At 61.9% G+C, this 22750-nt stretch carries 33 protein-coding genes and 1 pseudogene; 19 read left to right on the top strand and 15 right to left on the bottom strand.

Features of this window, described 5'->3' with window-relative positions:
* Positions 1–225 precede the first annotated feature (225 nt).
* The 3 genes from LB528_RS17915 to LB528_RS17905 are packed head-to-tail and all read left to right on the top strand — an operon-like array spanning position 226 to position 2337.
* Complete coding sequence (locus LB528_RS17915) at positions 226–1476, top strand: pilus assembly protein TadG-related protein (protein ID WP_224715773.1); 1251 nt, start codon at positions 226–228, stop codon at positions 1474–1476.
* Complete coding sequence (locus tag LB528_RS17910; protein ID WP_224715772.1) at positions 1473–1922, top strand: TadE/TadG family type IV pilus assembly protein; 450 nt, start codon at positions 1473–1475, stop codon at positions 1920–1922. Before LB528_RS17915 ends, LB528_RS17910 begins: the two co-directional genes overlap by 4 nt.
* Positions 1912–2337, top strand: coding sequence for a TadE/TadG family type IV pilus assembly protein (locus LB528_RS17905; protein ID WP_224715771.1), 426 nt, complete (start codon positions 1912–1914; stop codon positions 2335–2337). Before LB528_RS17910 ends, LB528_RS17905 begins: the two co-directional genes overlap by 11 nt.
* A 162-nt stretch (positions 2338–2499) precedes the next feature.
* Here the strand turns inward: LB528_RS17905 and LB528_RS17900 are convergent, their stop codons facing one another.
* Positions 2500–2790 (bottom strand): hypothetical protein, encoded by a 291-nt coding sequence (locus tag LB528_RS17900; RefSeq protein ID WP_224715770.1) that lies wholly within the window; start codon positions 2788–2790, stop codon positions 2500–2502.
* A gap of 328 nt (positions 2791–3118) precedes the next feature.
* Between LB528_RS17900 and LB528_RS17895 the strand changes: the two genes are divergently transcribed.
* Positions 3119–4027: a hypothetical protein gene (locus LB528_RS17895; protein ID WP_224715769.1), complete on the top strand. Its 909-nt coding sequence runs from the start codon at positions 3119–3121 to the stop codon at positions 4025–4027.
* Positions 4028–4279: 252 nt separating this feature from the next.
* On the opposite strand, the gene LB528_RS17890 is transcribed toward LB528_RS17895, so the two are convergent.
* Positions 4280–4822 carry a DnaJ domain-containing protein gene (locus tag LB528_RS17890; protein WP_224715768.1) on the bottom strand — a complete coding sequence of 181 codons (543 nt, stop codon included), beginning with the start codon at positions 4820–4822 and terminating at the stop codon, positions 4280–4282.
* Positions 4823–5061: 239 nt separating this feature from the next.
* On the opposite strand from LB528_RS17890, the gene LB528_RS17885 reads away from it, so the two are divergent.
* Entirely contained in the window at positions 5062–5556 is a 495-nt protein-coding gene (locus LB528_RS17885) for a cytochrome b (protein ID WP_224715767.1), read from the top strand.
* Between the two features lie 340 nt (positions 5557–5896).
* The gene (locus LB528_RS17880) at positions 5897–6304 is read left to right on the top strand and encodes a hypothetical protein (protein ID WP_224513424.1); all 408 of its coding nucleotides are present in this window, start codon (positions 5897–5899) and stop codon (positions 6302–6304) included.
* A 292-nt stretch (positions 6305–6596) separates the two neighbouring features.
* Here LB528_RS17880 and LB528_RS17875 read toward each other — a convergent pair whose 3' ends face one another.
* Together LB528_RS17875 and LB528_RS17870 are read right to left on the bottom strand one after the other, a co-directional pair.
* Positions 6597–6944, bottom strand: coding sequence for an exopolysaccharide production repressor protein (locus LB528_RS17875; RefSeq protein ID WP_224513425.1), 348 nt, complete (start codon positions 6942–6944; stop codon positions 6597–6599).
* Positions 6945–7226: 282 nt separating this feature from the next.
* A complete protein-coding gene (locus LB528_RS17870; RefSeq protein ID WP_224715766.1) occupies positions 7227–8123 on the bottom strand; it encodes a DUF1236 domain-containing protein in 897 nt (298 codons plus the stop codon).
* 246 nt (positions 8124–8369) lie between these two features.
* Between LB528_RS17870 and LB528_RS17865 the strand changes: the two genes are divergently transcribed.
* Both LB528_RS17865 and LB528_RS17860 read left to right on the top strand, forming a co-directional pair.
* Positions 8370–8669: a DUF1236 domain-containing protein gene (locus tag LB528_RS17865; protein WP_224513427.1), complete on the top strand. Its 300-nt coding sequence runs from the start codon at positions 8370–8372 to the stop codon at positions 8667–8669.
* A 217-nt stretch (positions 8670–8886) separates the two neighbouring features.
* Complete coding sequence (locus tag LB528_RS17860; RefSeq protein WP_224513429.1) at positions 8887–9108, top strand: hypothetical protein; 222 nt, start codon at positions 8887–8889, stop codon at positions 9106–9108.
* 187 nt (positions 9109–9295) lie between these two features.
* On the opposite strand, the gene LB528_RS17855 is transcribed toward LB528_RS17860, so the two are convergent.
* Entirely contained in the window at positions 9296–9646 is a 351-nt protein-coding gene (locus LB528_RS17855; protein ID WP_224715765.1) for a DUF982 domain-containing protein, read from the bottom strand.
* A 210-nt stretch (positions 9647–9856) separates the two neighbouring features.
* Here LB528_RS17855 and LB528_RS17850 point away from each other — a divergent pair, with 210 nt between their 5' ends.
* From LB528_RS17850 to LB528_RS30245, 6 genes are all read left to right on the top strand, one after another.
* The gene (locus tag LB528_RS17850) at positions 9857–10156 is read left to right on the top strand and encodes a DUF1236 domain-containing protein (protein ID WP_140541659.1); all 300 of its coding nucleotides are present in this window, start codon (positions 9857–9859) and stop codon (positions 10154–10156) included.
* 128 nt (positions 10157–10284) lie between these two features.
* Complete coding sequence (locus LB528_RS17845) at positions 10285–10494, top strand: hypothetical protein (RefSeq protein ID WP_224513432.1); 210 nt, start codon at positions 10285–10287, stop codon at positions 10492–10494.
* Between the two features lie 100 nt (positions 10495–10594).
* Complete coding sequence (locus LB528_RS17840; protein WP_224715764.1) at positions 10595–10846, top strand: DUF2934 domain-containing protein; 252 nt, start codon at positions 10595–10597, stop codon at positions 10844–10846.
* A 107-nt stretch (positions 10847–10953) separates the two neighbouring features.
* The gene (locus tag LB528_RS17835) at positions 10954–11292 is read left to right on the top strand and encodes a dihydrofolate reductase family protein (RefSeq protein ID WP_224715763.1); all 339 of its coding nucleotides are present in this window, start codon (positions 10954–10956) and stop codon (positions 11290–11292) included.
* Positions 11270–11437, top strand: coding sequence for a hypothetical protein (locus LB528_RS30580; protein ID WP_411962202.1), 168 nt, complete (start codon positions 11270–11272; stop codon positions 11435–11437). Before LB528_RS17835 ends, LB528_RS30580 begins: the two co-directional genes overlap by 23 nt.
* A gap of 299 nt (positions 11438–11736) precedes the next feature.
* Complete coding sequence (locus LB528_RS30245) at positions 11737–11859, top strand: hypothetical protein (protein WP_263487331.1); 123 nt, start codon at positions 11737–11739, stop codon at positions 11857–11859.
* A 6-nt stretch (positions 11860–11865) separates the two neighbouring features.
* Here LB528_RS30245 and LB528_RS17825 read toward each other — a convergent pair whose 3' ends face one another.
* From LB528_RS17825 to LB528_RS17810, 4 genes are all read right to left on the bottom strand, one after another.
* Entirely contained in the window at positions 11866–12075 is a 210-nt protein-coding gene (locus LB528_RS17825; protein ID WP_224513437.1) for a hypothetical protein, read from the bottom strand.
* Between the two features lie 212 nt (positions 12076–12287).
* Positions 12288–12632: a hypothetical protein gene (locus tag LB528_RS17820; protein WP_224715762.1), complete on the bottom strand. Its 345-nt coding sequence runs from the start codon at positions 12630–12632 to the stop codon at positions 12288–12290.
* 150 nt (positions 12633–12782) lie between these two features.
* A complete protein-coding gene (locus tag LB528_RS17815) occupies positions 12783–13655 on the bottom strand; it encodes a DUF2167 domain-containing protein (RefSeq protein ID WP_224715761.1) in 873 nt (290 codons plus the stop codon).
* A gap of 264 nt (positions 13656–13919) precedes the next feature.
* Entirely contained in the window at positions 13920–14306 is a 387-nt protein-coding gene (locus LB528_RS17810) for a hypothetical protein (protein WP_224513440.1), read from the bottom strand.
* Positions 14307–14375: 69 nt separating this feature from the next.
* On the opposite strand from LB528_RS17810, the gene LB528_RS17805 reads away from it, so the two are divergent.
* The gene (locus tag LB528_RS17805) at positions 14376–14585 is read left to right on the top strand and encodes a hypothetical protein (RefSeq protein ID WP_224715760.1); all 210 of its coding nucleotides are present in this window, start codon (positions 14376–14378) and stop codon (positions 14583–14585) included.
* A gap of 489 nt (positions 14586–15074) precedes the next feature.
* Here LB528_RS17805 and LB528_RS17800 read toward each other — a convergent pair whose 3' ends face one another.
* Positions 15075–15707 carry a helix-turn-helix transcriptional regulator gene (locus LB528_RS17800; protein WP_224715759.1) on the bottom strand — a complete coding sequence of 211 codons (633 nt, stop codon included), beginning with the start codon at positions 15705–15707 and terminating at the stop codon, positions 15075–15077.
* 394 nt (positions 15708–16101) lie between these two features.
* On the opposite strand from LB528_RS17800, the gene LB528_RS17795 reads away from it, so the two are divergent.
* The 3 genes from LB528_RS17795 to LB528_RS17785 all read left to right on the top strand — a co-directional run bounded on the left by LB528_RS17795 (position 16102) and on the right by LB528_RS17785 (position 17901).
* Positions 16102–16242, top strand: coding sequence for a hypothetical protein (locus LB528_RS17795; RefSeq protein WP_224715758.1), 141 nt, complete (start codon positions 16102–16104; stop codon positions 16240–16242).
* 113 nt (positions 16243–16355) lie between these two features.
* Positions 16356–17153, top strand: a complete 798-nt coding sequence (locus tag LB528_RS17790) for a GcrA cell cycle regulator (RefSeq protein WP_224715757.1) — start codon at positions 16356–16358, stop codon at positions 17151–17153.
* A 148-nt stretch (positions 17154–17301) separates the two neighbouring features.
* Positions 17302–17901 carry a DUF6456 domain-containing protein gene (locus LB528_RS17785; RefSeq protein ID WP_224715756.1) on the top strand — a complete coding sequence of 200 codons (600 nt, stop codon included), beginning with the start codon at positions 17302–17304 and terminating at the stop codon, positions 17899–17901.
* A gap of 233 nt (positions 17902–18134) precedes the next feature.
* Here LB528_RS17785 and LB528_RS17780 read toward each other — a convergent pair whose 3' ends face one another.
* The 5 genes and pseudogenes from LB528_RS17780 to LB528_RS17750 all read right to left on the bottom strand — a co-directional run bounded on the left by LB528_RS17780 (position 18135) and on the right by LB528_RS17750 (position 22096).
* Entirely contained in the window at positions 18135–19415 is a 1281-nt protein-coding gene (locus LB528_RS17780; protein WP_224715755.1) for a DUF763 domain-containing protein, read from the bottom strand.
* Positions 19416–19540: 125 nt separating this feature from the next.
* Positions 19541–20702, bottom strand: a pseudogene (locus LB528_RS30575) (integrase core domain-containing protein); the annotation flags it as partial.
* Positions 20703–20841: 139 nt separating this feature from the next.
* Complete coding sequence (locus tag LB528_RS17760) at positions 20842–21171, bottom strand: hypothetical protein (RefSeq protein WP_224715751.1); 330 nt, start codon at positions 21169–21171, stop codon at positions 20842–20844.
* Between the two features lie 144 nt (positions 21172–21315).
* On the bottom strand, positions 21316–21642 hold the full coding sequence (locus LB528_RS17755) for a hypothetical protein (RefSeq protein WP_224715750.1): 327 nt from the start codon (positions 21640–21642) through the stop codon (positions 21316–21318).
* Between the two features lie 142 nt (positions 21643–21784).
* A complete protein-coding gene (locus LB528_RS17750; RefSeq protein WP_224513455.1) occupies positions 21785–22096 on the bottom strand; it encodes a hypothetical protein in 312 nt (103 codons plus the stop codon).
* Between the two features lie 208 nt (positions 22097–22304).
* Between LB528_RS17750 and LB528_RS17745 the strand changes: the two genes are divergently transcribed.
* Positions 22305–22658 (top strand): cupin domain-containing protein, encoded by a 354-nt coding sequence (locus tag LB528_RS17745; RefSeq protein ID WP_224715749.1) that lies wholly within the window; start codon positions 22305–22307, stop codon positions 22656–22658.
* Positions 22659–22750 lie beyond the last annotated feature (92 nt).

Genomic DNA, 22750 nt, shown 5'->3' with positions numbered 1-22750 from the left:
ATTTGCAAAAAAGATAAAATGCAAGAAATGCTAAAATGGCATGTCTTCCCAATACTTATGCCTTAAGTCCTACGGGCCTTAGGCCTTAGGTCTTAGTGGGTGCGGCGCAAGGTAGGGACAGCGGCGCGCTGGGGTCCCACCGGCGCAAATCGAGCGAAATAATTAGGCATTCGTTCATATCGCAATGATGACGTGACGGCTGGGATAGCTTGGGCGCGCTTGGCCATGGCCTTTTCGGGTCGTTTCTTCGGACATCTTTTTTCTCGACTTTTTTTTCGACGCTTTTGCGAAGGCAAGGGCGGCAATGTCGCGACCATCTTCGCGCTCACCCTGCCGGTCGTCGTCGGCGGCGCGGGGCTCGGCGTCGAGACCTCCTACTGGTATTATTCGAGCCTGAAGCTGCAGGCGATCGCCGACGCCGCCGCCTATGCCGGTGCGTTGGAGAAGATCGCCGGATCCAACACGGATGCCATCACCGCCGCCGCCACGTCATCGGCCGCTTCGAATGGCCTTGGTGCGGGCACCATCGTCGTCAACACCCCGCCGGCGTCCGGACCGAACACGGCCAGGAAGGCGGTGGAGGTCATCCTCAACCAGGATCTCGACCGGATCTTCACCTCCATCTTCACGCAGACCAAGGTGCCGGAGCGGGCGAGGGCGGTGGCGCTGATCACCGATGCCTCCAAAGCTTGCATCGAAGCGCTCAATCCCTCGGCCTCCCAGGCGGCACTTTTCTCGGGCAGTACCAGCGTCAAACTGACCGGCTGCGTCATCATGGCGAATTCGATCGCCAACGACGCCATCAAGGTCCAGGGATCGGCCAGTCTTCAGGCTGATTGCCTAATCTCGGGGGGAGGCGTCGTGCTGAACAATCCGGTGCCGATGGTCTGCAAGGCCCCGATCACCCACGCGCTGCCGGCGGCCGACCCGTTCGCCAGCTTGCCGGCCCCCGCGACCTCGAACCCATGCCAGAAGATCAATGGCAACAAGACGACGCAGACGATCCAGCCCGGGACCTACTGCAGCGGCATGAACCTCAACGGCAATATCACGCTTTCTCCCGGTGTCTATGTCGTCCAGGGCGATTTGAAGATCAATGCGGGTGCCGTCATCCAAGGCAGCGACGTTACGATCTACATGGCCGGCAGCAACACTGTCAGTATGAACGGCAACGCCACTGTGACGCTGGCCGCCCCCACCACGGGCACCTATTCCGGCGTGCTGTTCTACGGCGACCGGACCGGGACGGCGGCGCAAAGCACTTTCAACGGCACCGCGACCTCGCTTCTGACCGGCGCAATCTATTTTCCCAGGCAGCAGGTCAATTATCTCGGCAATTTTTCGGGTAAGAACGGCTGCACCCAGGTCGTTGCCGATACCATCCAGTGGTCGGGCAATTCGACCATCAACCAGGACTGCTCGACCCTTGGGATGAAGGACGTCCCGGCCGCCCAGGCAGTCGCGGTGGTCGAGTGAAATCCGCTGCCCGTCGATTCATGCCGGCCATTCGCGACGAAGCGGGCATCGCCGCGGTGGAACTCGCGCTTGTCTTGCCTGTCTTATGCGCGGCGTTGCTCGGAATCATGGACGGTTGGTCCTATGTCACGGGTTCGCTGTCGATGCGCGCCGGCGTGAAAACGGCGGCCAACCTCGTGATGGCTGGCTCCGCTGACGACAGCGCGATCCAGGCTGCCGCCCTGGCAAGCTGGGAAAACAAGCCGTCCGACGCGCAAGTCGCGATTAGCCGCATCTACCAATGTGGAACCACAATAGTCGATGCTTCGACCTTATGCAGCGGGTCGAAAGCGCCATCCGTCTATGTCCAGATCCAGGCATCTGGCACCTGGATTCCGCCCTTCACCTTCGGCCCCTATCCGGACAACACCGCTCTCGGTCTGCTGCAGGTGATCCGTGTTCGCTAAAGGAAGATCCGGGGCATTTGAGCTTAGGGCATTTGGAACCAATGTCTCGGGCGGCGCTGGTCTCGAATTCGCGCTGGTCGCGCCTTTTCTCATCATGCTCCTGTTCGGCATCTTCGCCTTCGGCTGGTCGATGAACAGCATATCCAGCGTGCGCTACGCGCTCGAAGCCTCGGCGCGCTCCCTGCAGCTCAACAACACGCTGACGCAGGCCGACATCCAGGCGGTCGCAACGCAGAAGCTGCAGGCGCTGGGCCTGCAGAACGTGAATGTCACAATCACCACCGACCCGGCGAGCGGTGGCTTTCGCATGGCGCATGTCAACGCCAGCTATGCTTTCGTCATCAGCTTCCCCTATTTCAGCAATTTCCCGATCAGCTACACCACCTCGGTGACCGTGCCGCTGGTCGGTAGCTAGGCAGTGCTCGCTCTATCAATGGCGACCGCGTGCCAAGAAGCTCGCGTCCATCATGACCCACAACGAGAACGTTGACACCGACATGGTGGAGTGGACCATCCGCAAGTAGCTGCCTCCCGTTTCGCCGTTTCTGCGGCAACGGAGGTAGTTGACTGCTCGGGGCTAGCAGCCTTCCGTTGTCGTTTTCATCTGGCCGGGAGCGTTCGATTTGGCGCTGGTGTCCTGCTGGCCGGGGGCTGCCTGCTTTGCGCTGCCCGCCTGCTGCCCAGGCGCGCAATCCTTCGCGGAATTCGAGTTGGTCGAATTCGTCGTGGTCTGGTCCGTGTCCTGGCTGCTGGGCATCGTGGTCGTGGCCGACGACGATGAAGAGGCGCCCGACGACGTGCCCGATTGGGCCGTGGCCAGACCACAGGACAAAGCAACAAAGGCGGCAGTGAGAAGAATTCGGTTCATGATGACTGTCCTTTTTAGGCAATGTCCCTTCGCTTGTTTAACCTTGACCTCCCGACAGGGTTCCGATGGTCCATATATTCCCGATTGCGGGCGATTTTCGCGGCTGCAATTACCCCTTGGGACCATGGTCTGGCACGACAAGGGCCCTCATTGTTCCAAACGGCCCTAGGAGGTTCGGCCCTTTGTATTTTTGTTTAATTTCAATAGGTTAAAGGGAATTTTCGCGAGAATGGCCGGGCGGCGGCAGCCATGCTCTCATTTCGCGACCGCAATTGCTTAAAGTTTATCCGACGCCATTAGGAAATTCTCATAAGAGGCTGTCTAGCGGTTGGGCCAAGCGACGATTGATCTGCGGAGAAGCACAATGACATTGCGAAAGACACTCCTGGCATCCCTTGCCATTCTTGCGCTCGCGGCCGCGCCGGCGCTTGCAGGCGCCGGCGGTAATGGCGGCGGGAACGGCAGTGGTGGCGGCCACGGCAATGGTGGCGGCCACGGCAATGGCGGAAGCCATGGCGGCGGCAATAGCAATAGCGGCAACGGCGACGGCAATGGTAATGGCGGGGGCAACGGCAAGAGCGGCGCCTCGCACGGCAAGTCGGCTTCGGGCCACAACAAGAGCGCCGATGCCAGCGCGTCGGATGACAGCTCGACCGATGACGCGACGACTGACGATACGACTACGGCCGCCACGCCCAAGGAAAAGAACATTCACGCCAAGCTCGGCCGGCTGAACTCGCTGCAGCGCAACATCAACGCTTACATGAATTCGAAGAGCAAGAAGTTCGCCGGGATCCAGGCTTATGTAACGCAAGCCGCGGCGGCCCAGAACGCGCAGGCCGCGCTCGACGCGGCAAACGCCCAACTGACCGCCGACCAGAGCAAGCTCACCGGCCTCACTCAGCAGCTCGCTGATCTCAATGCGACCGACACAACGGGCTTCACGCCCGAACAGCAGGCGGCTCTCGATGCGCAGATCGCTGACGTTCAGGGGCAGATCGATGCGCAGAACGCGGCAATCACGGCCGACAACCAGGCCGTGACCGATGCTCAGACTGCGGCTGACAACGCGCCCGCCCCCACTGATGCCTCGTTGGATGCAGCCCTTGGCGACATGGCCAACAAGCCCGTCGACGCGGACGTCACCGCCTGGGCCAAGGATACGCTGGCGGGCAAGATAGACGCCGCTGCCGCCGCCACGGCGACGACGACCACATCGACGACAACGACCCCATAAGGCCGGCCGAACCGACCAGAGGGCGAACGAAAACGCCGCCGGGCCTCGCCCGGCGGCTTTTCGTTTGGGAGCGATGGCAACTCATTCGCGGTCTCGGAAAAAAATTGGTTCGCCTCGGTGTTTTCGTTCTTATCGGCTTTGGTTTGGTGAGACGGGCCAAATGCGGCAGCCCGTCGGACCTCAGTCACCTTGTGTCGATGAGACGAGCCCGCCACTGGTTCAGGGTCTGTAGGCGGGTTTTCGATGATCGGCCTAATCGGCGTGATTGAGGAGGCGAGTGGCGTCGGGGCGATCCCGGCCGTGCCTGGTCCCGGCGTGATCGATGCCCTCGACCGTGATGGCGAATGTTCCGTTTTCGGTTCTGCCGATGAAGCCCTTCGCCTTGAGATACCACAGATGGAATTCCAGGTGCTCGCGAGGGCAGCCTGACAAGCGCTCGAGCTCCTCGTCGCCGATGCCCGGATTGTTGACGTCGCGCCGGCGCCTCACATAGAGGAGTGACAGCAGATTGGCCTGGATGATGCTATCCCTCTCCATGCCGCCGCCATCGCGCGCTCCTTCCGTGAGCTCGTGACGAAGGCCAAGATGTTCGCGATACAGGATATCGTACTGTGTCCGTTTGACCGGATCGCGAAGCGTATTGTGGGCTTCCACGATCTCGCTGAAACGCGATTCATTGCCGGTTTCCCGATTGTCGGGATGGTAGCGCATGGCAAAGTAGCGGAAGATCCGCTCGATGGTCTCCGAATTGGCGTTCGGGCTTATTTCCAGAAGTTCGTAGTAGTCGATGAACATGTAATCGTGCTTCCGAAATTACGGAAACCACTCCCCCGAGCCGAAGCATTGCCCAAACGCCGCGCACTTGCAAGGCGCCCAGGCTGGTCTCGAACCGCTATGGCCGGCGCGAATGCCCGCCATACGAAAATGTAACATCGCGGCCACAATTGCGAGAACTTTCGAGCCGAATTCGGCGAACCTCCTCTCGACTACTAAGCAACGTGAAGGCGCAGGGCGTCTTGTACTCAGGAGAATCAATGGAAACCAGACGTGGATATTCGTTTTTTCAGATCGGCCTGCATTGGTTGACCGCAGCGCTGGTGTTATTTCAGCTCTTCTTCAGTGAGAGCATGACGGCTGTCGTGGACGCAGCTGAAGGCGGACAGGCGGTATCCGCGACGGACCAGGCGCTCGGCTCCGCTCACTACTGGGTCGGCCTGGCCATCCTTGCGCTTGTGCTTGTTCGATTGATCGTCAGACTGGCATTCGGCGCGCCGGCTCCCGCTGGCCGGGGACCGAGATGGATGCAGCTTGCCGCGCACGCATCCCACGGCCTGTTCTATGTGCTGTTGCTGGCGGCGCCCGCAATAGGCCTTCTTGCGTTCTATCTGGGCGACCCTTGGGGTGACATTCATTCGCTTGCCAAGCCGACGTTCATCGTGCTGATCGCAATCCACGCCGTGGCGGCGCTCTACCATCAGTTCTGGCTCAAGGATGGGACGCTGAAGCGCATGCTTTCGCCCGCCGGCTAGAAGGGAAGGGACGCCCCCGGTCGGCGAAAGGCTTGCTCCGCCACTGGGAAGCTTACCTGACCAACCCGCTGTCGCGGTGGAATAAATCCTGCATTCTGCTACGTTGGCCATCTTTGAAATCAGGTGGCAACCTGGATGGGGCCGACCTCAAGCCCGGCTCCCTTTTTTGGCTCGCGTCGAAAGAGGCGAGCCATTTTTTTGCGAGGCCCTCTGCCGGATGCTCGCCCCAACCTCGCTGCTTTCGCCCGATGGCCACGCCGACCTAAGTGTGTGATGGCTAATATGACTTGAGCGATGTAGACTGGGCTCGGGTTCACAGAGGCATTGGGAGGAGAACAAAATGCCACGGGTTTCGGAGCTTTTTTTCAAGACGGCCATCATCTTTCTTATCCTGGGCATCGCTGCCGGACTGCAGATGGCAATTTCGGGCGATCATGGCGCCTTCCCGGCGCATGCTCACATCAACCTTCTCGGCTGGGTCACCAGTGCTATTTTCGGCGGCTATTATGCGCTCAACCCTGCCAAGGCCGAGCGCCGCATCGCCATGATCCATTACGGCCTCTACACGGTCGGCATCGTGATCATGCTGCCGGCGCTCTACTGGATGCTGGCGGCAGGCCATCCTGAGATCGAGCCCGTCGTGGCGATCGGTTCGCTGATCGTCGCTGCCGCGGTCCTGGTCTTTGGCTTCGTCGTCTTCTCGTCGACGGAAACGGTGCGCTCGGCCACACCGGCCACCGCGCGCTAGGCGAAATCGAGCAGGGGTTTCAGGCGGGCGCGGATTGCAGCCTCCGATCAGGAGGGACTGCAAGCCGGCGTTTGGTTGCGCCGCATCGGCTTTGATGGCGGCGCATTTGGCGCCGATGCAAAGTGAATGGCGGTCTATCGGCTCCGATGCAATTGATTGCGCCTCGGCCCTGCCGAGGTACAACCCGGCCCCTGCGTTCGAACTGAGGAAGCAGCGGGCCGGACTATTGCGGCGTGGATGCCTGTCGCCAAGCAATAGATGATCGGCCTGCGGCCGACCGAGCGCGAGGTGATTAGGGAAGCAGTTTCGGGAACAGCCGCAAGATGAGAGCGTGGATGATGCCGTCGCGCTCGAACGGGCCGGGTATCTTGGCGGGTGCCGCGCTTGCGTCCGCTTTGCTTTCGTCGGTTACGCGGGTCTCACCATGCACGAGCCAGAGCACGGCCACGAAATAGCCGGCCTGCAGAACCACGGCCGCCAGGAATGTCCAGCCGATCGCCATCCAGACAGACCCCGTGGACATGAAGGTCCAGCCGAGGATGATCAGAAGCGTGCCCACCATTCCCACAAGAAACTGCGGAAAGTACATTTGCCCAACCGAGCGCCGCGACCACATTCGACCATCAGCGATCTCGCCCATATCTCTACCCATCGTGACCCATGCACCTTTTCCAGGTGGACCGCAAGCTTGAACGATTTTCCGGCGGCCCCGTCGCCCTTTGGTCGGCCCTGACAGGGACGACGGACGCAGGACTTCCGTCGTGACAACTGGCAATTGCGCCGGATCGTTCCCGACTCGGCGACATTCAAGTCCTGCCTAATGGACCGCAGTGCATGCGGGCGGCTGCCTGCCGGGTTTAGATGCCTGTCCACGCAAAAGGCCCGCCACCTGGGCGGGCCCTTATCCGCTATGCTGACCGGATCAGCTCAGGATCACTACGATCTTGTAGGTGTGCGGGTCGACGATGACGATGCGTCCATCGGCCAAGACGAAATACTCATAGTTCTCGTAAGCCGGAACGATCTTGACGATGCGTGCCGGCAGACGGTGCAGGCGCACCTTGTGGCGCGGCACCTCGACGCCGACCGAGATATCGAAGCTGACGTCGCGAACCGGTTCGACATGGCTCTCACGAATGACCTGCGTGATCTGCGTCTTCTGTTCCACCGTGACGTTGTTGATCGACGCTGTCTTGTTCTGGTCGGTCTCGACGTTGGTGTTGCCCTGAGCGTTCTGCTCGGTGGTGGTGCCGGTCTTACCCTGGGCATTCTGCTCAGTCTGCATCTTGGTGGTGCCACCCTGAGCGTTCTGCTCGGTGGTGGTGCCAGTCTTACCCTGAGCCTGCTGATCGGTCTGGATCTTCGTCTTGTCCTGGGCATTCTGCTGGGTGGTCGTACCGGTCTTGCCCTGCGCGTTCTGCTCAGTCTGCATCTTCGTGGTGCCCTGAGCGTTCTGCTCGGTGCTGGTACCGGTCTTGCCCTGTGCCTGCTGCTTCTTCTTCAGCTGTGTGTTGTCCTGGGCGTTCTGGTCGGTATTGGCGCCTGACTGACCCTGGGCCTGCTCGTCGGTCTTCATCTTGGTCTTGCCTTGAGCCTGCTCTTCGGTGTTGGCGCCGGCCTTGCCCTGGGCGTTCTTCTGGGTCTGCGACTTCATTTCGCCCTGGGCCTGGCCGCCGGCCTTACCGCCCTTTTGGCAATCGGCCGTGCCGGCCGCGCAATTGTTGTCGCCGCCGCTCGGCTGTGCGGATTCGGTCTGCGCCATCGCCGCGCCGCAACCGACGCCGAGCGCGATCATGCTTGTGATCAGCAGATGTTTCATTGGATTTTCTCCTCGGAAAGTCGGTCCCTTCGTATGGGTAACCCCACCCGAAACGCATTGTTCCGAAATAGTTGCAACCGGTGGGAGGCTTTGGTTCGCGGAACACGGCGGCAGCTGCTTTGCAGGCGCCGGTCCAGTTTTTGCAGGAACAAGGGTAGGCGAACCGCGTTACGACAATGCCGACCCGCTGTGGAAAATCGCAGGCGCAGCATCAAGGCGTTCAAATCCACATAGGAGAGACTACCAATGAAAATGCACCTCACCTCCGCCGCCGCTGGCTTCCTGCTGCTTGCTGGTATTGGCGCGGCTGCCGCGCAGGATGTCGTGATCGCGCCGGAGCAGGAAACCGTCATCAAGGAATACGTGCATAAGCAGCCGCTAGCCTCGGTTAAGGTTCCGGGCGTCGAGCTGAATATCGGCAGCACGCTTCCCGACACGGTCGAATTACACGAAGTGCCGAACGTGAAATACCGTTACGTCGTCGTCGATAACCGGACGGTGATCGTCGACCCCAGCACCCGCAAGATCGTCAAAGTCCTCGATTGATCGATAGCGCGCCAAATCGGATGGCCCCCCGCCCGGTGAGGGCGGGGGGCCGTTAACCGATTATTATTTTGTTACCATATGCTAACGGAACCTTCCTCCTGCGCTTGAGTTAGCGGCTCTGGTTCACGCTGTCCTCATAGACAACACAAACCAATGGCAGGGTGAAGATTCGGGCGGTGGCAACAGATACGGGCGGGGCGAGGAGGAGTTTACCAACATGTCGAAACGAGAAATCGGAACATCCCGTTCGCTCGGGCTGCGTGTCGCCGATCTCAAGGCCAGGATACGGGAGGCCCGGATCACCGAGCATGAGATGAAGGCCTTTCAGAAGGTCGCGGCCATCATGGGGGGCGGAGAGGGCTCCCTACGTATTGAGGCGGACGATCTGATCGCCGCGTCCTTCGTCACCGAGGCGCTGGGCGAATCGACGCCGACCTGACAGCGGCTACCCAGCCCGAATCACGGAGAGATGCAGTCGAGCGTCAGCCGGCGAGGCGCCGGTTGGAAGCGAACTGGTGCTCGGTGCGGTTCGAGGTGCTGCCCAAATCCGCATAGCTATCCGCCCGTTCGCTCCAGCCGGGCTCCGAGCCGGTCGAAGCGGCCTTGCGCCGCCTCGGCACTCGGGCCTACCCAGGCGCGTGGCGGTTCTGCGCCCGGCTTTCGCGGGCCCGGCTGCGCCTGATCTTTGCTTCGCGCAGCGTCACGACCGGATCGGCGCCGGTCCACTCAATCCCCGCCTTCTTCGCAAAAATCAGGAACGCCTGCCGCGCCTTGTCGAGATCGATCCCTCCGCCCCGCGCCGCCTCGCAGGCGCGCAGCGCCGTGACGTAGCTCGCGTCCCGCGCAGCCGGCGGCCATTCCTTGAGGAAATTCTGCATCGCGGTCAGTGAGGTGATCTCGCGCTTAAAACCGGCGCCGACGGCGATCGCCACCGGGGCCCGAAGTTCGATGTCGCTTCTGATGGAACCTTCGTGCATATACCTCGCCCTATGAATTCAAAGTCTTAGGGAGTTTCAATACCTTCCAATGCGGGGCCGATGCGAAGGTTCCGCCAAATCAATTAGTCGTCGCTGACGGAACAACACCTTGCCGAGGGCGTTGCCCCCGGGAGCTCCAACGTTCGATCTGCCGGTGTTTCCGCTCCCGCGGAGGCAGGCGGAGCTCGCCAACGCAACAGGAGAGAAACGATGAAAACCACCCTCATTCCCGCTGTCGCCGGCCTGGCTCTGATGGCCGGCATCGGCATCGCGGCCGCGGACGAGGTGATCGTCACCCCCGAGCAGCAGACCGTGGTCAAGGAATATGTCCACAAGCATCCGATCGCCTCGGTCAACGTGCTTGGCCTTGAGCTTGGTGTGGGTTCCACGGTACCTGACACTGTCGAGCTGCAGCAGGTACCGGACGTCCAGTACCGCTATGCGGTCGTCAATGACCATACGGTGCTGATCGATCCCGGCACGCGCCGCGTTGTTCAGGTGATCGAGTAGATCAGCCTTGAAGAGCCCGATCCCTCACCGAAGCATCGGGGAAGGATCGGGCTCTTTTCGCATCCGGGCATAAGGCCTAAGATAGGCAGCGGTTTGGGAGGCAACGAAGCGCGGAAGGAGTCGTTGCCATGCACCATCCACACGTCGAATCACCTGACATAGCACGCCAAGTCGACAAGCTTTTAGCCGAGCATAGGACTGGCCTGCTGTCGATGCACGAGGCAATTACCCTGTTGCGGAAACGCACGGGAACCGACCGCTCTGATGCGGATTTGGCCGGATTGATTACAAAGAAGGCAGCGCATCTGGGCATCGCGGTCGTCACCGACGGACGCTAAGCGCCGCTCAGGTCGGTCGCTATTCGTGATACCGAAGACGCCACGCGAAAATTCGGCTAATGTTCGCGCCGGGGAACCGTCCCAACATCAGGAGGCGACAGTGACGGACGACAGGCACGAACGCATTCGCCAGCGGGCACACGAGATCTGGGAGCAGGCGGGCCGGCCCGAAGGCGCTCACATGGAGCACTGGGACCAGGCGGTTGCCGAGGTAGACGGGGCCGGCAAGTCGGCGGCAAAAAGCCCGAAGAAGGCTGCCGCCAAGGCCGACAAGCCGAAAGCCGCCAAGCCGGAGAAGCCGGCCAAGGGCCCTGCCAAGGCGAAGTCTCCCGCCAAGAAGACCAAGGGCTGACCGCCCAGCCAAGGCCCGCACCCTTTCCACCGGGTCATGTGACGGTGCGCTCGACGCTCCGTGTGTGAGACCTGTGCCCGAAGGCTATGCGCGTGCGAAAAGTCGTCTTGATCATGACCATGTCGATCGACGGATATGTTGTAGGGCCGGTAGGAATGTCGACGGGCGGTTTTCCTGAACCGGCAGAGCTCAAGCGCTGGAAACTCGATCGCATCAGTCGCGCTGGCACACACATCATGGGCCGCGTGAGCTACGAGGAAATGGGGCCGTACTGGCAAAAATCCGAGGATGCCTATGCCGGGCCGATGAACGACATCCCTAAGGTCGTGTTTTCGAAAACGCTGAAGGAGGCGACTTGGCCAGAATCCACCACAAGCCGGCGGCGAAATCATTGCTTGGGGCGGCGCGGGGTTCGCCCAGTCATTGTCAAAGGCAGGGCTGGTTGATGAGTACGTCATCCTGACTCGGCCGATCGCCTATGGCGCCGGCAAACCCCTGTTCAGCGGTTTGGCGGACGCGCTCAAGCTAAACGTCCTCGTCACGGCGGCTTACGATAACGGCACCATGCTTCGCATCTACGCCCCCCGCTGAACCATCACGGATTTCTTCGGCGCGGCGTTGGCAACCTTGTTCAAGATGGGAGCGAAGTTCGATCCCGACTTCTCCTAAAGCCATGGCAGATTGACCCGCATTGCGCTGAAACCGCAAGACCTGGAAGCAAATCTCCGACCGAGTGTGGGTCGCCCCTCCGTTCCCGGCAAGACGGCGTTGGCCGCCCACGTCGACGACTTCGACAACCGCATCACCCGCGCCTTTGAGAACGCCTCGATCTCGGCCGCGCTTGCCGCGTCCAACCTTCGTTCAGGGCGAGCATTTCGGCCTGCGCCTCAATGGGCAATATCGGCGACGCCAATGCCTTTGGCATCACCGGCGCCGCGGTGCTGAGCGAAGGCTTCGAGCATGGCGGCCGACTGACCGGCACGCTCGGCATTGCGCTGCAGTTCAACTGGTAGGAGAGGCTACCGTTTTCCTTGATTTCCGGCGTATCGCGCGACCGCACACAGGAAGGCCAGCGCGGCCGTATCGCAAGCCGCCCGCGACGGCGACGGACCCTTGGCGAAAAGGACCGCGTCCGCGACGGGGATCGTCAGGCCGTGCTTCCGGGCGAATGAGGTGACTTCGTAAGGCTGATCGTCGGGTTGTATGCTGATGTCGATGCGCTGGTCCATCAAAACGAATTCCTCCCTGATATGCAGGCTTACCCTCCTTCGCCTGAGAGGAATTAACCATCGGCCGCTCACGCGCGTCCACCAATTGGCAATTGTGTGAAACGATGCATTTTTCGAGCCGCAGAGCCAAGGGTTGCAGCGACATGATTGTTCGCTTCTCGGATGGTCTTGGAGTTCTTTCCTCTCCACAACGGAAGAGGTGAGAACGCTCCTCACCAAGCGTCGCTCGACCGTGCAAACCTTACCCCTGCCGCGATCATCGCGCTTTCACAGTCGCTGATCAGCCTGAGGTTCCGCAGATACCGCGCCACTGTCTCCGGCAGCCAGGCTGCACAGGCCTCGACATAGGCGCGGCCATGCAGCAGCGTGCCGGTCGAAAGCCGCTCGTCCTTCTCGGCGATTACTTTCAGATATTGCCGGATGAAGCGGATGTCGTCGGCGATGTCCTGGCTGGCCATGCGCCAGGCGCCGGCAAGGCGTTCGCGCCCGGCGAGCGGCAGTGGCGACAGCAAGGGGCGGGAGAGATCAGCGAAAGCGGCATGGTTCGCGGTGTCCAAGCAAATTCCCTCAAAAGAAGGGAAGTATCGTACTTTATGTACGAAAAGCAATCAAGCGGGATTTCGTACGATTTGAACGATAAAGTGGCTCTAAGAAATCCGCGGAAAACTTATAACAAGCTGGCGCTCGACTGGACGGTCAACACACATTCAACTATCTGCCTTTTTCCTGCTGAACAGCCTTCTCAGCCACACCAGTGGCACCAGCAAGACGAAGGCGCCCTTCTTCAGCACCACGAGGGCGAGCGCGATCAGGCCGGCGCTGGCTGCCCCGCCATACTTGACGCCGAGCGTTGCCGCCAGCACGCCCAGCGCACCGTAGCCGGCCATCTTGTCGCCGCTGGAGAATTCAAAATAGGACGAGCCGGCCTGTGGCTTGTAGGCGGCGGCCGATGCCGCGACGATCTTCTGTACGTCATCGCTGGTGACGTTGCCGTTCACCGGCACGATCTTCATCGGGACATAGCCCTGCCGATCGAAGATCGAGACCGAGATGTTGATCGTCCTCTCGCCGCTCCAGTTCAGGATGTTGGAGTAGTAGAGAATGTTCTTGCCCTTGTCGATTTGCGGATAGACGAGCCAGCCGTCGAAGCGGATTTCCTGTCCGGACCGCTCCGATTGCGCTTTCACCGATTCCTTGAAGCTGTCCTCGATCGAGCTGATTTCCTGGTTGCGGTCACTGGAATCCCAGTCCGCCAGGCTCACATAGCCGTCCGACACCGGCTTCTCGACGGTCAGATTGTCGATTTCCGGGGTCAAGCCGAAGATCGATTGATCGATCGTGCCGCACTGGTCGTGGTCCCAGCCAAACTCCTTCACCACCAGATTGCAGCGGTCCTCTGGCTTCAGGTAGAAAGCCCCGCCGCCAGCTGGACTGGTCATGCCTCTTGCCACGCTCAAAGGCTGGGCAAAATCCTGCGGATGATAGTTCGCGTCCTCGGCATGCGCGATGACCGGCTGACCGACAGAGCAGACAAACGCCAGCAGAATGGAAATCAGATATTCCGTGACAGATTTGCGCACAAACCCCTCCACTAATGAGACCCCAGCCTCACGCAGCTACGATCTAACGGGATTTCAACGACAGGCACAAGACAGGAGAGTTCTTTTTTTGTTCTTGATGCCGGAGAATATTCCGTAATCCTCCTGCCAGTTCTTATCTGACCTGCAAGCCCGGCTTTCACTTGGATATCTGCCTGTAAGTGGCCAGAGCCGCCGACGGCTTTCGCGGTACATCGCACGGCAGACCTTCATCACATGACCAGTGCAGCGCCTGGTCACCGGGGCCTAATTCTTCACGATGGCGTAGAGCAGGGCGGTTTTGATGTGCCACCCGGGTTCGCCATGCATTACCAGGGCGGCCTCATAGAATCTTGCCATGGCCGGGCAGAGGCCTGGGAAGTCTTGGTTGGCGTTCGAGATAGCCTCCATCTCGGCCGGCGTGCCGCCGATCTTTGTGAAAACGTCGGCGACCAGCGACCAGTCCTGATCGCTAGGCACGGCCGCTGGCAGGCCGCTTCTTTTGGCGGCGCCAAAGGCGCGGAACAGCGTGGCGCCGATCCTGTCCAGGTCAGCCCGGAAATCGTAGCCGGGCGCACTGATCGCGTCCGGCCCGTTGCGCAGGTAATTGTTGCAGGTAGCCGGCGTTTCGCGCGCCATGACGTGATTGAGCATGTCGAGTTGCGCCGAAAGCGCTTCCGAGACGTTGCTGTCCGGCGCCGAAGGTAGGAGCGGTGCATATCTGTGCCTCAGATCGGCGACCGCCTGCCTGCTGGCATTGCGCACTTCTGTTTGGTTTCCGGTCTGGGCCGCGGCAGTGATCTTGCCCAGCATCGCATCGTAGTCGTCCGGAAATTCGCGGGCGATAGCCTCGAAGATCTGGAGATCCTGCTTCGGATTTCGGCATCGATGTCGGCGGTGGTCACCGGCTGGGGCGGCATCTCCACTGACTGATAGTGGTGATGCCTGCCGCCGCCGAACATCGTTGGCATCACTTCAATCCCAACGATGCTTGCGGGGACGACCGCCGCCACTTGCAACCATTTCCAAGGTGACATCTGCTGGCCCCCTGTAGCCGACGTTCAATTAGACTTGAGACTCGGCGCCTTCTTGCGATCGGCCTCGGCACGCTTATGGTTGCCCTTGGCCTCCCACACCAGGCACAACCATCCCTGCCAGCGCCAGGAGCAGCCCGCGCGGGACCCAGGCAACAAACGCGCGCATCAGCGCGCCGGTGCGGCGTGACATGATTAATCCCCCCGGAGTAATCGCGACTGTTCTCGCGGATACCTATACAGTTCTGTTTTTGTTCCCTAATGCAAGCAGAAATTGCGGTGGCTGCATTTATGCCGTTGGGGTGAGCCAAATGGAGCTTGGCGAGGACCTTGCAACAGGGGCATGAAGCACAGCAGCGCCTCAGGCTGCGGCATCGCTCCCAAGGGCTCACATATCGATCATCGACCGCTTCACCCGTCCGATGATGGTGATCGCGCCCTCCAGCTCCGGCGGCGGGATGTCCAGATAGGACGCCGGCTGGAACGGCGGATTGTCGTTCGGGCGATAGCGCTTGTAGGTGGCGCGCCCCGTCTCGTCGGCGATCACGTAGCAGCCATTGGTCACCAGCCGCTTGTCGCGCAGGTTAACGAAGATGATCGAATCCGGCGGCGAGATCTTGTTCATCGACGGCCCATCGACGCGCAACGCAATCCATTCGCCTTCCTCGAGATCGGCGGTGGGGATGGTCGGATAGTCGGAGAGGTTGACCACGCTGTCCTGGCTGCCGAGCTCGCCGGCGCTGATCCAGGACACGATCGGCACGTCGATGGTGACGGGCGAAGAGGCGAGGCTGACCGGCGCCGCTTCCGCGCCATCCGCGTTGAACAGCAGCCAGCCGGGATCGACGCCGAACAGCCGGCCGTATTTCTCCGCCGCTTTCCGAGACAATGGCCGGTTGCCGTTCTCGTGGCTGATCAGCGTGTTCTTGTTGATGTCGCGCAAAGCGCGGGCCGCATCGCTGGGCGAGGCATAGCCGGCCTGCGCGCGCGCCTGCTGCAATCTGTGCCGGGAATCCATCATCGTACAAAATGCCTGAAAATAATCGTCCAATATGTACGATTTTGCTTGCGCAGCATTCGTACATAACGTACGCTTAGCGCATGAATGAACATCCCGCAAGCATTTCCGCACTGCCGGTGATTCCGGCGCCGCCCACGAGCATCTCAAGGCTTGTTGGTTCCTCGCAGCGCATCGACGCTTTCGCCGCCGAGCAAGGGGAGGCGGCATGAACGCGTTGCCCCCGTCTTTCCAGTTCGAACTGTCTTGCCCGTTCGAATCGCCCGTCGAATTCCAATCGTCCGGACCGTCCCCGGTCCGGACGCATTCCGGGGCGCTTGCCCCGGATCCGGTCGAACCGCCCGCACCCCGGTTCACCGGAACGGCCGGAGCCGCTCCTCCCCCGGCTCCGGCCCCCATGTCGGGCACAAGCTGCATCCGCACCGAGGACGGCACCGTCATCCTGTTCGACAGGGTGACGGGCCGGGCGGTGTCGGGCCTGACGCGAACCGCCGCCGAGGCCGCGCTCCTTCGCTTGAAGGCTCCAAGCGTCGCCTGACCTTCAACGCTTTCGCTGACCTGATCCCCAACGGCCTTTCGGCCGAAACCCTGGCGCTTGGCCTGAAGCCTGGCGCTTCGCACTAAGCGCTTCGCAATCAATGGAATGAAACGATGGCAGCCGCCTACACCGAAAAGGAAATCGACGAGATCGCCGCGTTGCTGAAGGAGGGGCTGTCGGCCTCACGCATCGCCGGTCGCTTCAGCGCGCTGCGCGGCAGTCCGGTCTCGCGCAACGCCATCATCGGCATCGTCCACCGCAATGCCGGCTTGAGCGCCATCGGCTTCGCCAATCCCAAAGGCGGCCGCGCCGGCGGCAGGCCGAGAAAGTACGCCCGGCCCGATCGTCCTAGCCGGCGGGGCAGGGCGGCGACCGGAGGGATGGCATTGTCGGAGCCGGCCGTGCTTTCGAGATATGCCGAGCTGGCAGAGGGCGCCGGCGCGGAAGCTGCCAATCTTCCCCCTTGCGGGGGAGATGCCCGGGAGGGCAGAGGAGAGTGCTGTCCCGCCGACGCTCCGGTCTATGAAGTTCCCTCTGAGCCGAGCAACGTCACCGTCCGTACCCCCAAGCCCAAAAAGCCCAAAGCCCGCAAACCCGCGCTCACGCTGCCACCCGCCTGGCTCGCACCCAGCGCCCGCGAAAAATCCGAAGCGCATCTCTACAAGCTCCCGGCGCCGCCGCCTCCAGTGAACCCTGGCCGGCAGCCGCATGTCGCGGCCATGCGCTTCCTCGACTGCCTGTTCGGCCGCTGCCGCGCGCCGCTCGATCTTGCGCTGCGCGAGGATGCCGAATCCGATCCCGTTGGCGCGCGCCCGGGACCGGACATGCTGTGCTGCGGCCTGCCGACGTCGGCTACGCGCTCCTACTGCGCCCATCACCATGCAAGGTTTCACGGCCATCGCGGGAGCTGATGGCGAACCGGCGAAGACACAGCCAGCCTCCCTAAGTAGGGGAAATGCCCGGTCCGCCCGGCGCAGCTGGTGCGCAGGACGAGCATGGCAGGGAGGGCCGCGCCGTCCCACCAACCTTTTTCAATGCCATCTCACTGAAGGATCCGCCATGCCCCGCAAAGCCGTCAAAAAACCCCAGCCCCCAAAACTCCCCAAGGGCGAGGCAGAGCAGGTGCGCATCCGCCGCGAGATTGGCCACGACTTCGCGCTGAAGCCTGACGGCTTCGGCCGCCAGCGCCTCACCCCGGGCACTGCTGAGGCGCGCCGCATCTACGAGGTGTCGAACGGCGGCTACACCTCCACCGGCGGCGTCGTGCGCTTGCGCAATGTCGATCCGCTCACCGGCATCACCTCGCTGACGCGCCAACAGCGCGAGGCCGGCCAACGCTTCCGCGACGATTTCGAGCGCAGCCAGCGCGAGGGCCTGCAGCCGCAATCCTGGAGCGAGCGCGTCGATAGCGGCCGGATCGGCGGTGGCGTCCCAGACCGGGTGCTCTCAGCCGGCCGGGCGTATGCCCATGCCGCGGAGGCGCTCGCCCACTGGGAGGTGGCGGAGGTGGTGCGCAAAATCTGCCTTGAAGGCCAGTCGGTTAAGGCCATCGCCGAACGCAGCGGCGAGGGGCGCGATGTGGTTGTGAAGCTGCTGAAGGTGGGACTGGACCTGCTGGCGGTGCATTACGGGATGATGATGGGGAAGAAGGTTGGGTAGGGGGCGGCAAGGACGCGGCCAAATCAAGAGCTTGGCACAGCAAAGTGAATCACGGTGTGAGGTGGCTGACGCGAACTTGCAGAGGCATGGCGCTGCCCCTCATCCGCCCTTCGGGCACCTTCTCACCGTAAACGGGGCGAAGGAGAGGCGCGACGCCGGCGACGGCTACTTTCTCCCCGTTCACGGGAAAAAATGCCCGGCAGGGCAATGAGGGGCGGCGCTCACCTTCGACGTTATTTGCGAAGTCCGGTGTGAGTTTTGGAGGTTGGCCCCTCGCCACCCTCAGGCGGCGGCTCCCACCCAAATACACTCCGCCCGCCCAGCAAATGCGACTGGCCCATCTCGCCGGCCACGATCTCCTTCAAGCTCGGCCCCGTCACATAGCGTTCCATCCGCCGTGACTCGCCGTCCAGCCGCCTCAGCGCTTCCAACTCCTCGCCGCGTCCGAGCTTTGCCTTTCCCACCGCCGATTTCAGCACGGTGATCGTCTCGTCATAGACTTTTAGCGGCACGGGGAAGGGGTGGCGGTCCTTGCCGCCATGGGCGAGGGAGAAGCGCGCCGGGTCGGAGAAGCGGTAGGGGGCGCCGTGCACCACTTCCGACACCATGGCCAGAGCCCGCACCGTGCGCGGGCCGACGCCGGGGACCAGCAGCAGTTCGGGAAAATCCTTCGGGCCGCTTTCTATGGCCGACGCGATGTTGCCGTGCAGGCGGCGCATGACGACGTCGCTTTCGCGCACATCGTGATGCGCGGGCATGACGAGGTTGGGGAGCAGCGGCTGCGCGGCGGGCTCGGGTTCGGGTTGCGGCTCCAGCGCCGCGAGCTCGGTCACGATCTTCTCCGGGCTCATGGTCTTCAGAAGCTCGACCTGGCCGCCGCGGGCTTTTTCCGCGCGCCGGTCGGTGAGATTGACGATCTCGCCCTGGGTCTCGCCCTCGATCGCCGCATGCGGCTGGTCGACGAAGCTTTTGAGCCCTTCCGACAGCCAGTGGTAGCGGCGCGCCTGTCGGGCGTCGCCGTTCATGCCTTGCTGCACCACCACCCAGTGCCCGTCATCGGCGACGATGAAGCCGTGCAGGTAAAGGTCGTAGCCGTCCTGTACGGCGGCGCTGTCGACTTTGGCGACGAGGCGGCTGGCGGTGGCCAGGGCATCGCCGTCCAGGCCGACGCGATCGCCGATCGCCAGCAGCTCGCCCGGCGTCTTGCGCGAATGCGCGCCGCGTCCGCCGCAGACATGGATGCCGAGCTCGTTGCTGAGCGGATTGAGCCCGCGCTTCAGCGCGCCGATGACCGAGGTGGTGATGCCGGAGGAATGCCAGTCCATGCCCATCACGGCGCCGAAGGACTGGAACCAGAAGGGATGCGCCAGGCGCCTGAGCAACTCGTCCCGGCCGTAATGGTGGATGATCGCCTCGCACAGCACCGCGCCGAGCTTGGTCATGCGCTCGCCCAGCCATTTCGGGACCCGCCCGCCATGCAGCGGCAGGTCGGCGCTGCCGCTTCGCTGCGTCAAAGATTTTCTCCGTAGATGCCGGAGAGTTAGATGGCATTTCGGCGGGAATTTGCAAGGCGCCTGTCCAGCCGATAGATGGGTAACACTTTGAACCGGATACATGGGTTACAGTTTCCCCCTAAGTTGTTGTCCGCCGCGGTGCCGTCTGGTCGGGGTTGGACGGGGCTGCGGCGGACCAGTTTCTTGTGTCGGGCGTCGATGAAGCCGAGCGGATGGGCATAGAAGTGGAGCGCCCATTCACCCTCCTCGGTCTCGGTCGCGGCAACCGCTTCCCCGGCCAGGGTCTTCGAGACGTAGATGAAGTCGCCGTTCCACTTGACCTCGCCGTTTTGGCGCACGCTGCGCACCGCCGCCTCGGCGGGGTAGTCCGGTTCGGGTATCGCCTTGGGCATGGGTCGGGTTGATGGACGGTAGTGCTGTGCCGGCGTGTCCATGCGCAGCGCCTCATGCGGGCGCTGCTCGTTGTACTCGCGTCGGAAAGCCTCGAACGCCTTGGCCTGCGCTGCCCGGTCGGCCGCCGGCTCCTTGGCCAGTGGCAGCATGGTCAGGTGGAAGCGCTCATGACATCCATTCTGCTGCGGCTTGCCCGGCTTGATGCGCTCCAAGACTATGCCGAGCTTGATGAAGCGCACCGCCAGCGGCGTCAGCCCGCTGAGGCCGGCGACGCGAACGGCGCGCCATTGTCGCTTCTGAACCGATCCGGCAGGCCGTTTTCCTCAAAGGCTCGCTCAAACACCGGCCAGGCTTCATCTTCCGACGTCGAGCCGGTCGCCGCCAGCGCCAACAGATAGCGGCACGCCCCATCCATCACCGTCAGCGGCTCGCAGCGCCAGCCGTCTGCGGTCCGGAACCAGCCCTTGTGATCTCCCGTCCAAAGCGCGTTCGGTCCGGCCATGGGCCGTTGCCCGCCGCCCTCCAGCGGGCGCGGCGCCGCCCGACAAGACCATGCCGCTTCAGGATCTCGCCAGCCGTCGAAACCGCGGCCAGCCGCATGTTGGCTCGGCCCGCTTCAGCCGCGCTATGATCTTCTTCGGCCCCCACAGCGGATGCGCCTCCTTCTCCGCCAAGATACGCTCCACCAGCTCCGCTGCCGTGCTCGAGCGGCGCCCGCGGCTGATCGTGCAAGCCGTCCGGGCCAAACGCCCGGTAGCGTTCAAGCCATTTGTAGCCCGTCTTGCGCGAGATATCGAACGTCGCGCACAACTGCGTCATCGTCTCCTCGCCAGCAAGGCACTCCGAAACAAACCGAAGCCGCTCATCCATGATGCCAGTCTCTCGCCAAACCATCGCCGGTCCTCCCGGCAGACAAGAAAACTGTCACCCATCTAATCAGTCCATTCTGTTACCTATCTATCCGGTTCGGACACGCCGAAGCGATCTCCCCCACTGGGAGGGAGATCAGCCAGTCCGCCGGCCGCATCACCCGCTAATACCGGTAATAATGCCCGTGGTGATGCCTGTGGTGCCGGTAATGATGCCTATGGTGGTACCGGTGGGGATAGACGTAGTAATGTCTGTAATACCGATGATACCGGTAGTGCGGATAGCGGACCACGTAGCCGGGATAATAGTCATCATAGTAACGCGGGCCGTAATAGCGGCCGCCGTAATCGAAGAACGGGCCGCCGCCGTAAAAGGGACCACCGAAGAACGGGCTGAAGCCGCCGAACGGACCGAAGAACTGTGCATCCGCAGGCGCGACTGTGGCTGCGGCGGAGGCGATGGCAATCGCCGAAGCAAGTAACAGTTTTCTCATGGCAACCTCCTCCTGAAGGCCGATTACCAAATAAACGCGCCGCAGCAAGCGTATGTTCCCGATCACTAATATTCGCCGCGCGTGGTCGCCCTCGAGGTGGGTCGCAAAAGCGGCTAAAAAGCCAGCCCGCCGTTGCCAGCGAGCTCAATATCTGCAGACGCGGATCGCCTCGTAGACCCGGTGGTGATGACGCCAGTGTCTCACATATTCGACTTGGCAACGCCTGTGCTGCCGGAAATAGTAATTCCGGTAGTAGTGCGGCCTGTAGCTGTAATATTGGTGATAGTACGGCTGATACATGTACCGGTCACCGTAATCGTCACCGTAGGACGGTCCGTAATCCTCATAATCGTCATCATAATAGCCGTCGCCGATGCCGATCCCGAATTCGAAGCGTCCGGCGTTGGCCGGGCCGATTACGGCGGACGTCGACGCGATGGCTATAACGGAAGCGAGCAGGAGCTTTTTCATGACTGCCTCCTGGGTTGATCACCCCATAAACGCCCGGGAGGCAGCGTACGTTCCGAATCGCTAATATTCGCCCGCCCACCGCCGGCGATGGGCGGGTCGTCATCTCCCCTCGCGGTGGAGATCAGCAAATTGCGGGCACTAATCAGCGCTCGCAAATGCGGATTTTTTCAATGACGCGGTGGTGATGGCGCCAGTGCTTCACGATCTTGACCCGGCAATTATCGCGATAATACCGGCTATGATAGCGAACCACATAACGCTCACGATCGGGGGCATAGTAGTCGTCGTCATCATAGATGTGCCGGTAATAGCGGTGAGGGTAGTATCCGCCATAATAGTCGTCGTCATAGCTTGGACCGACGCCGATACCGAGTTGCACGCCGCCGGCGCTGGCCGGCGCGATCGCGAACGCCGAGGCGATGGCGATCATCGAAGCAAGCAGAAGCTTTTTCATCGCTGCCTCCTTGAGTTTCGAGGACGCCCCTTCACAAGCTAAACGGTTTCGAGGTGGCCGTGTTCCGAGGAAAATGCGCTGGGCTATCTCCCCTCGAGGGGCCTCAAGGGAGAGAGGGCGTCGCGCTTTGTCGCACCGCACCATGCAAGGCCTGCCGTTATCGGCTATGCCGTCGCAAGCCAATTCCGGCGAACCACAGGATCCCTCCATGACAGAGAAGACCATTCTCAAGCTCGGCGCTGTCGAGCATGCCGATGGCGGCGATCTGCCGGGCTGGATCGCGGTCGAGGGTTCCCCCACCATGCAGACGGCGGTCCAGCACACCACCGAGGATGGCAAAGTGATGTCCGGCACCTGGCGCGCCTCGCCCGGCACCTATCACGCCACCTACACCGACTATGAATTCGTCCACATGATCGCCGGCCGCATCATCATCACGCCCGATGGCGGCGAGCCGGTCGAGGTCGGCCCCGGCGATGCTTTCGTGGTAGAGGCCGATTTCAAAGGGACGTGGAAGATCCTCGAGCCGGTGACGAAGCACTTTGTCGTTGTGGTGGGCTGAGGCTGGTAATCTCCCCCTCGAGGGCATATGCGCTAAGATAGCTTTGGCATGGCTTGAAATTTGCGCTTTCGAGGTGGCTCGCGCCAACGATG

This window comes from Mesorhizobium sp. CA4 (assembly GCF_020165075.1).
Classification (GTDB): domain Bacteria; phylum Pseudomonadota; class Alphaproteobacteria; order Rhizobiales; family Rhizobiaceae; genus Mesorhizobium.
Note: the sequence above shows the minus strand (reverse complement) of the source record. Positions and strands in the feature narration are given on the sequence as shown.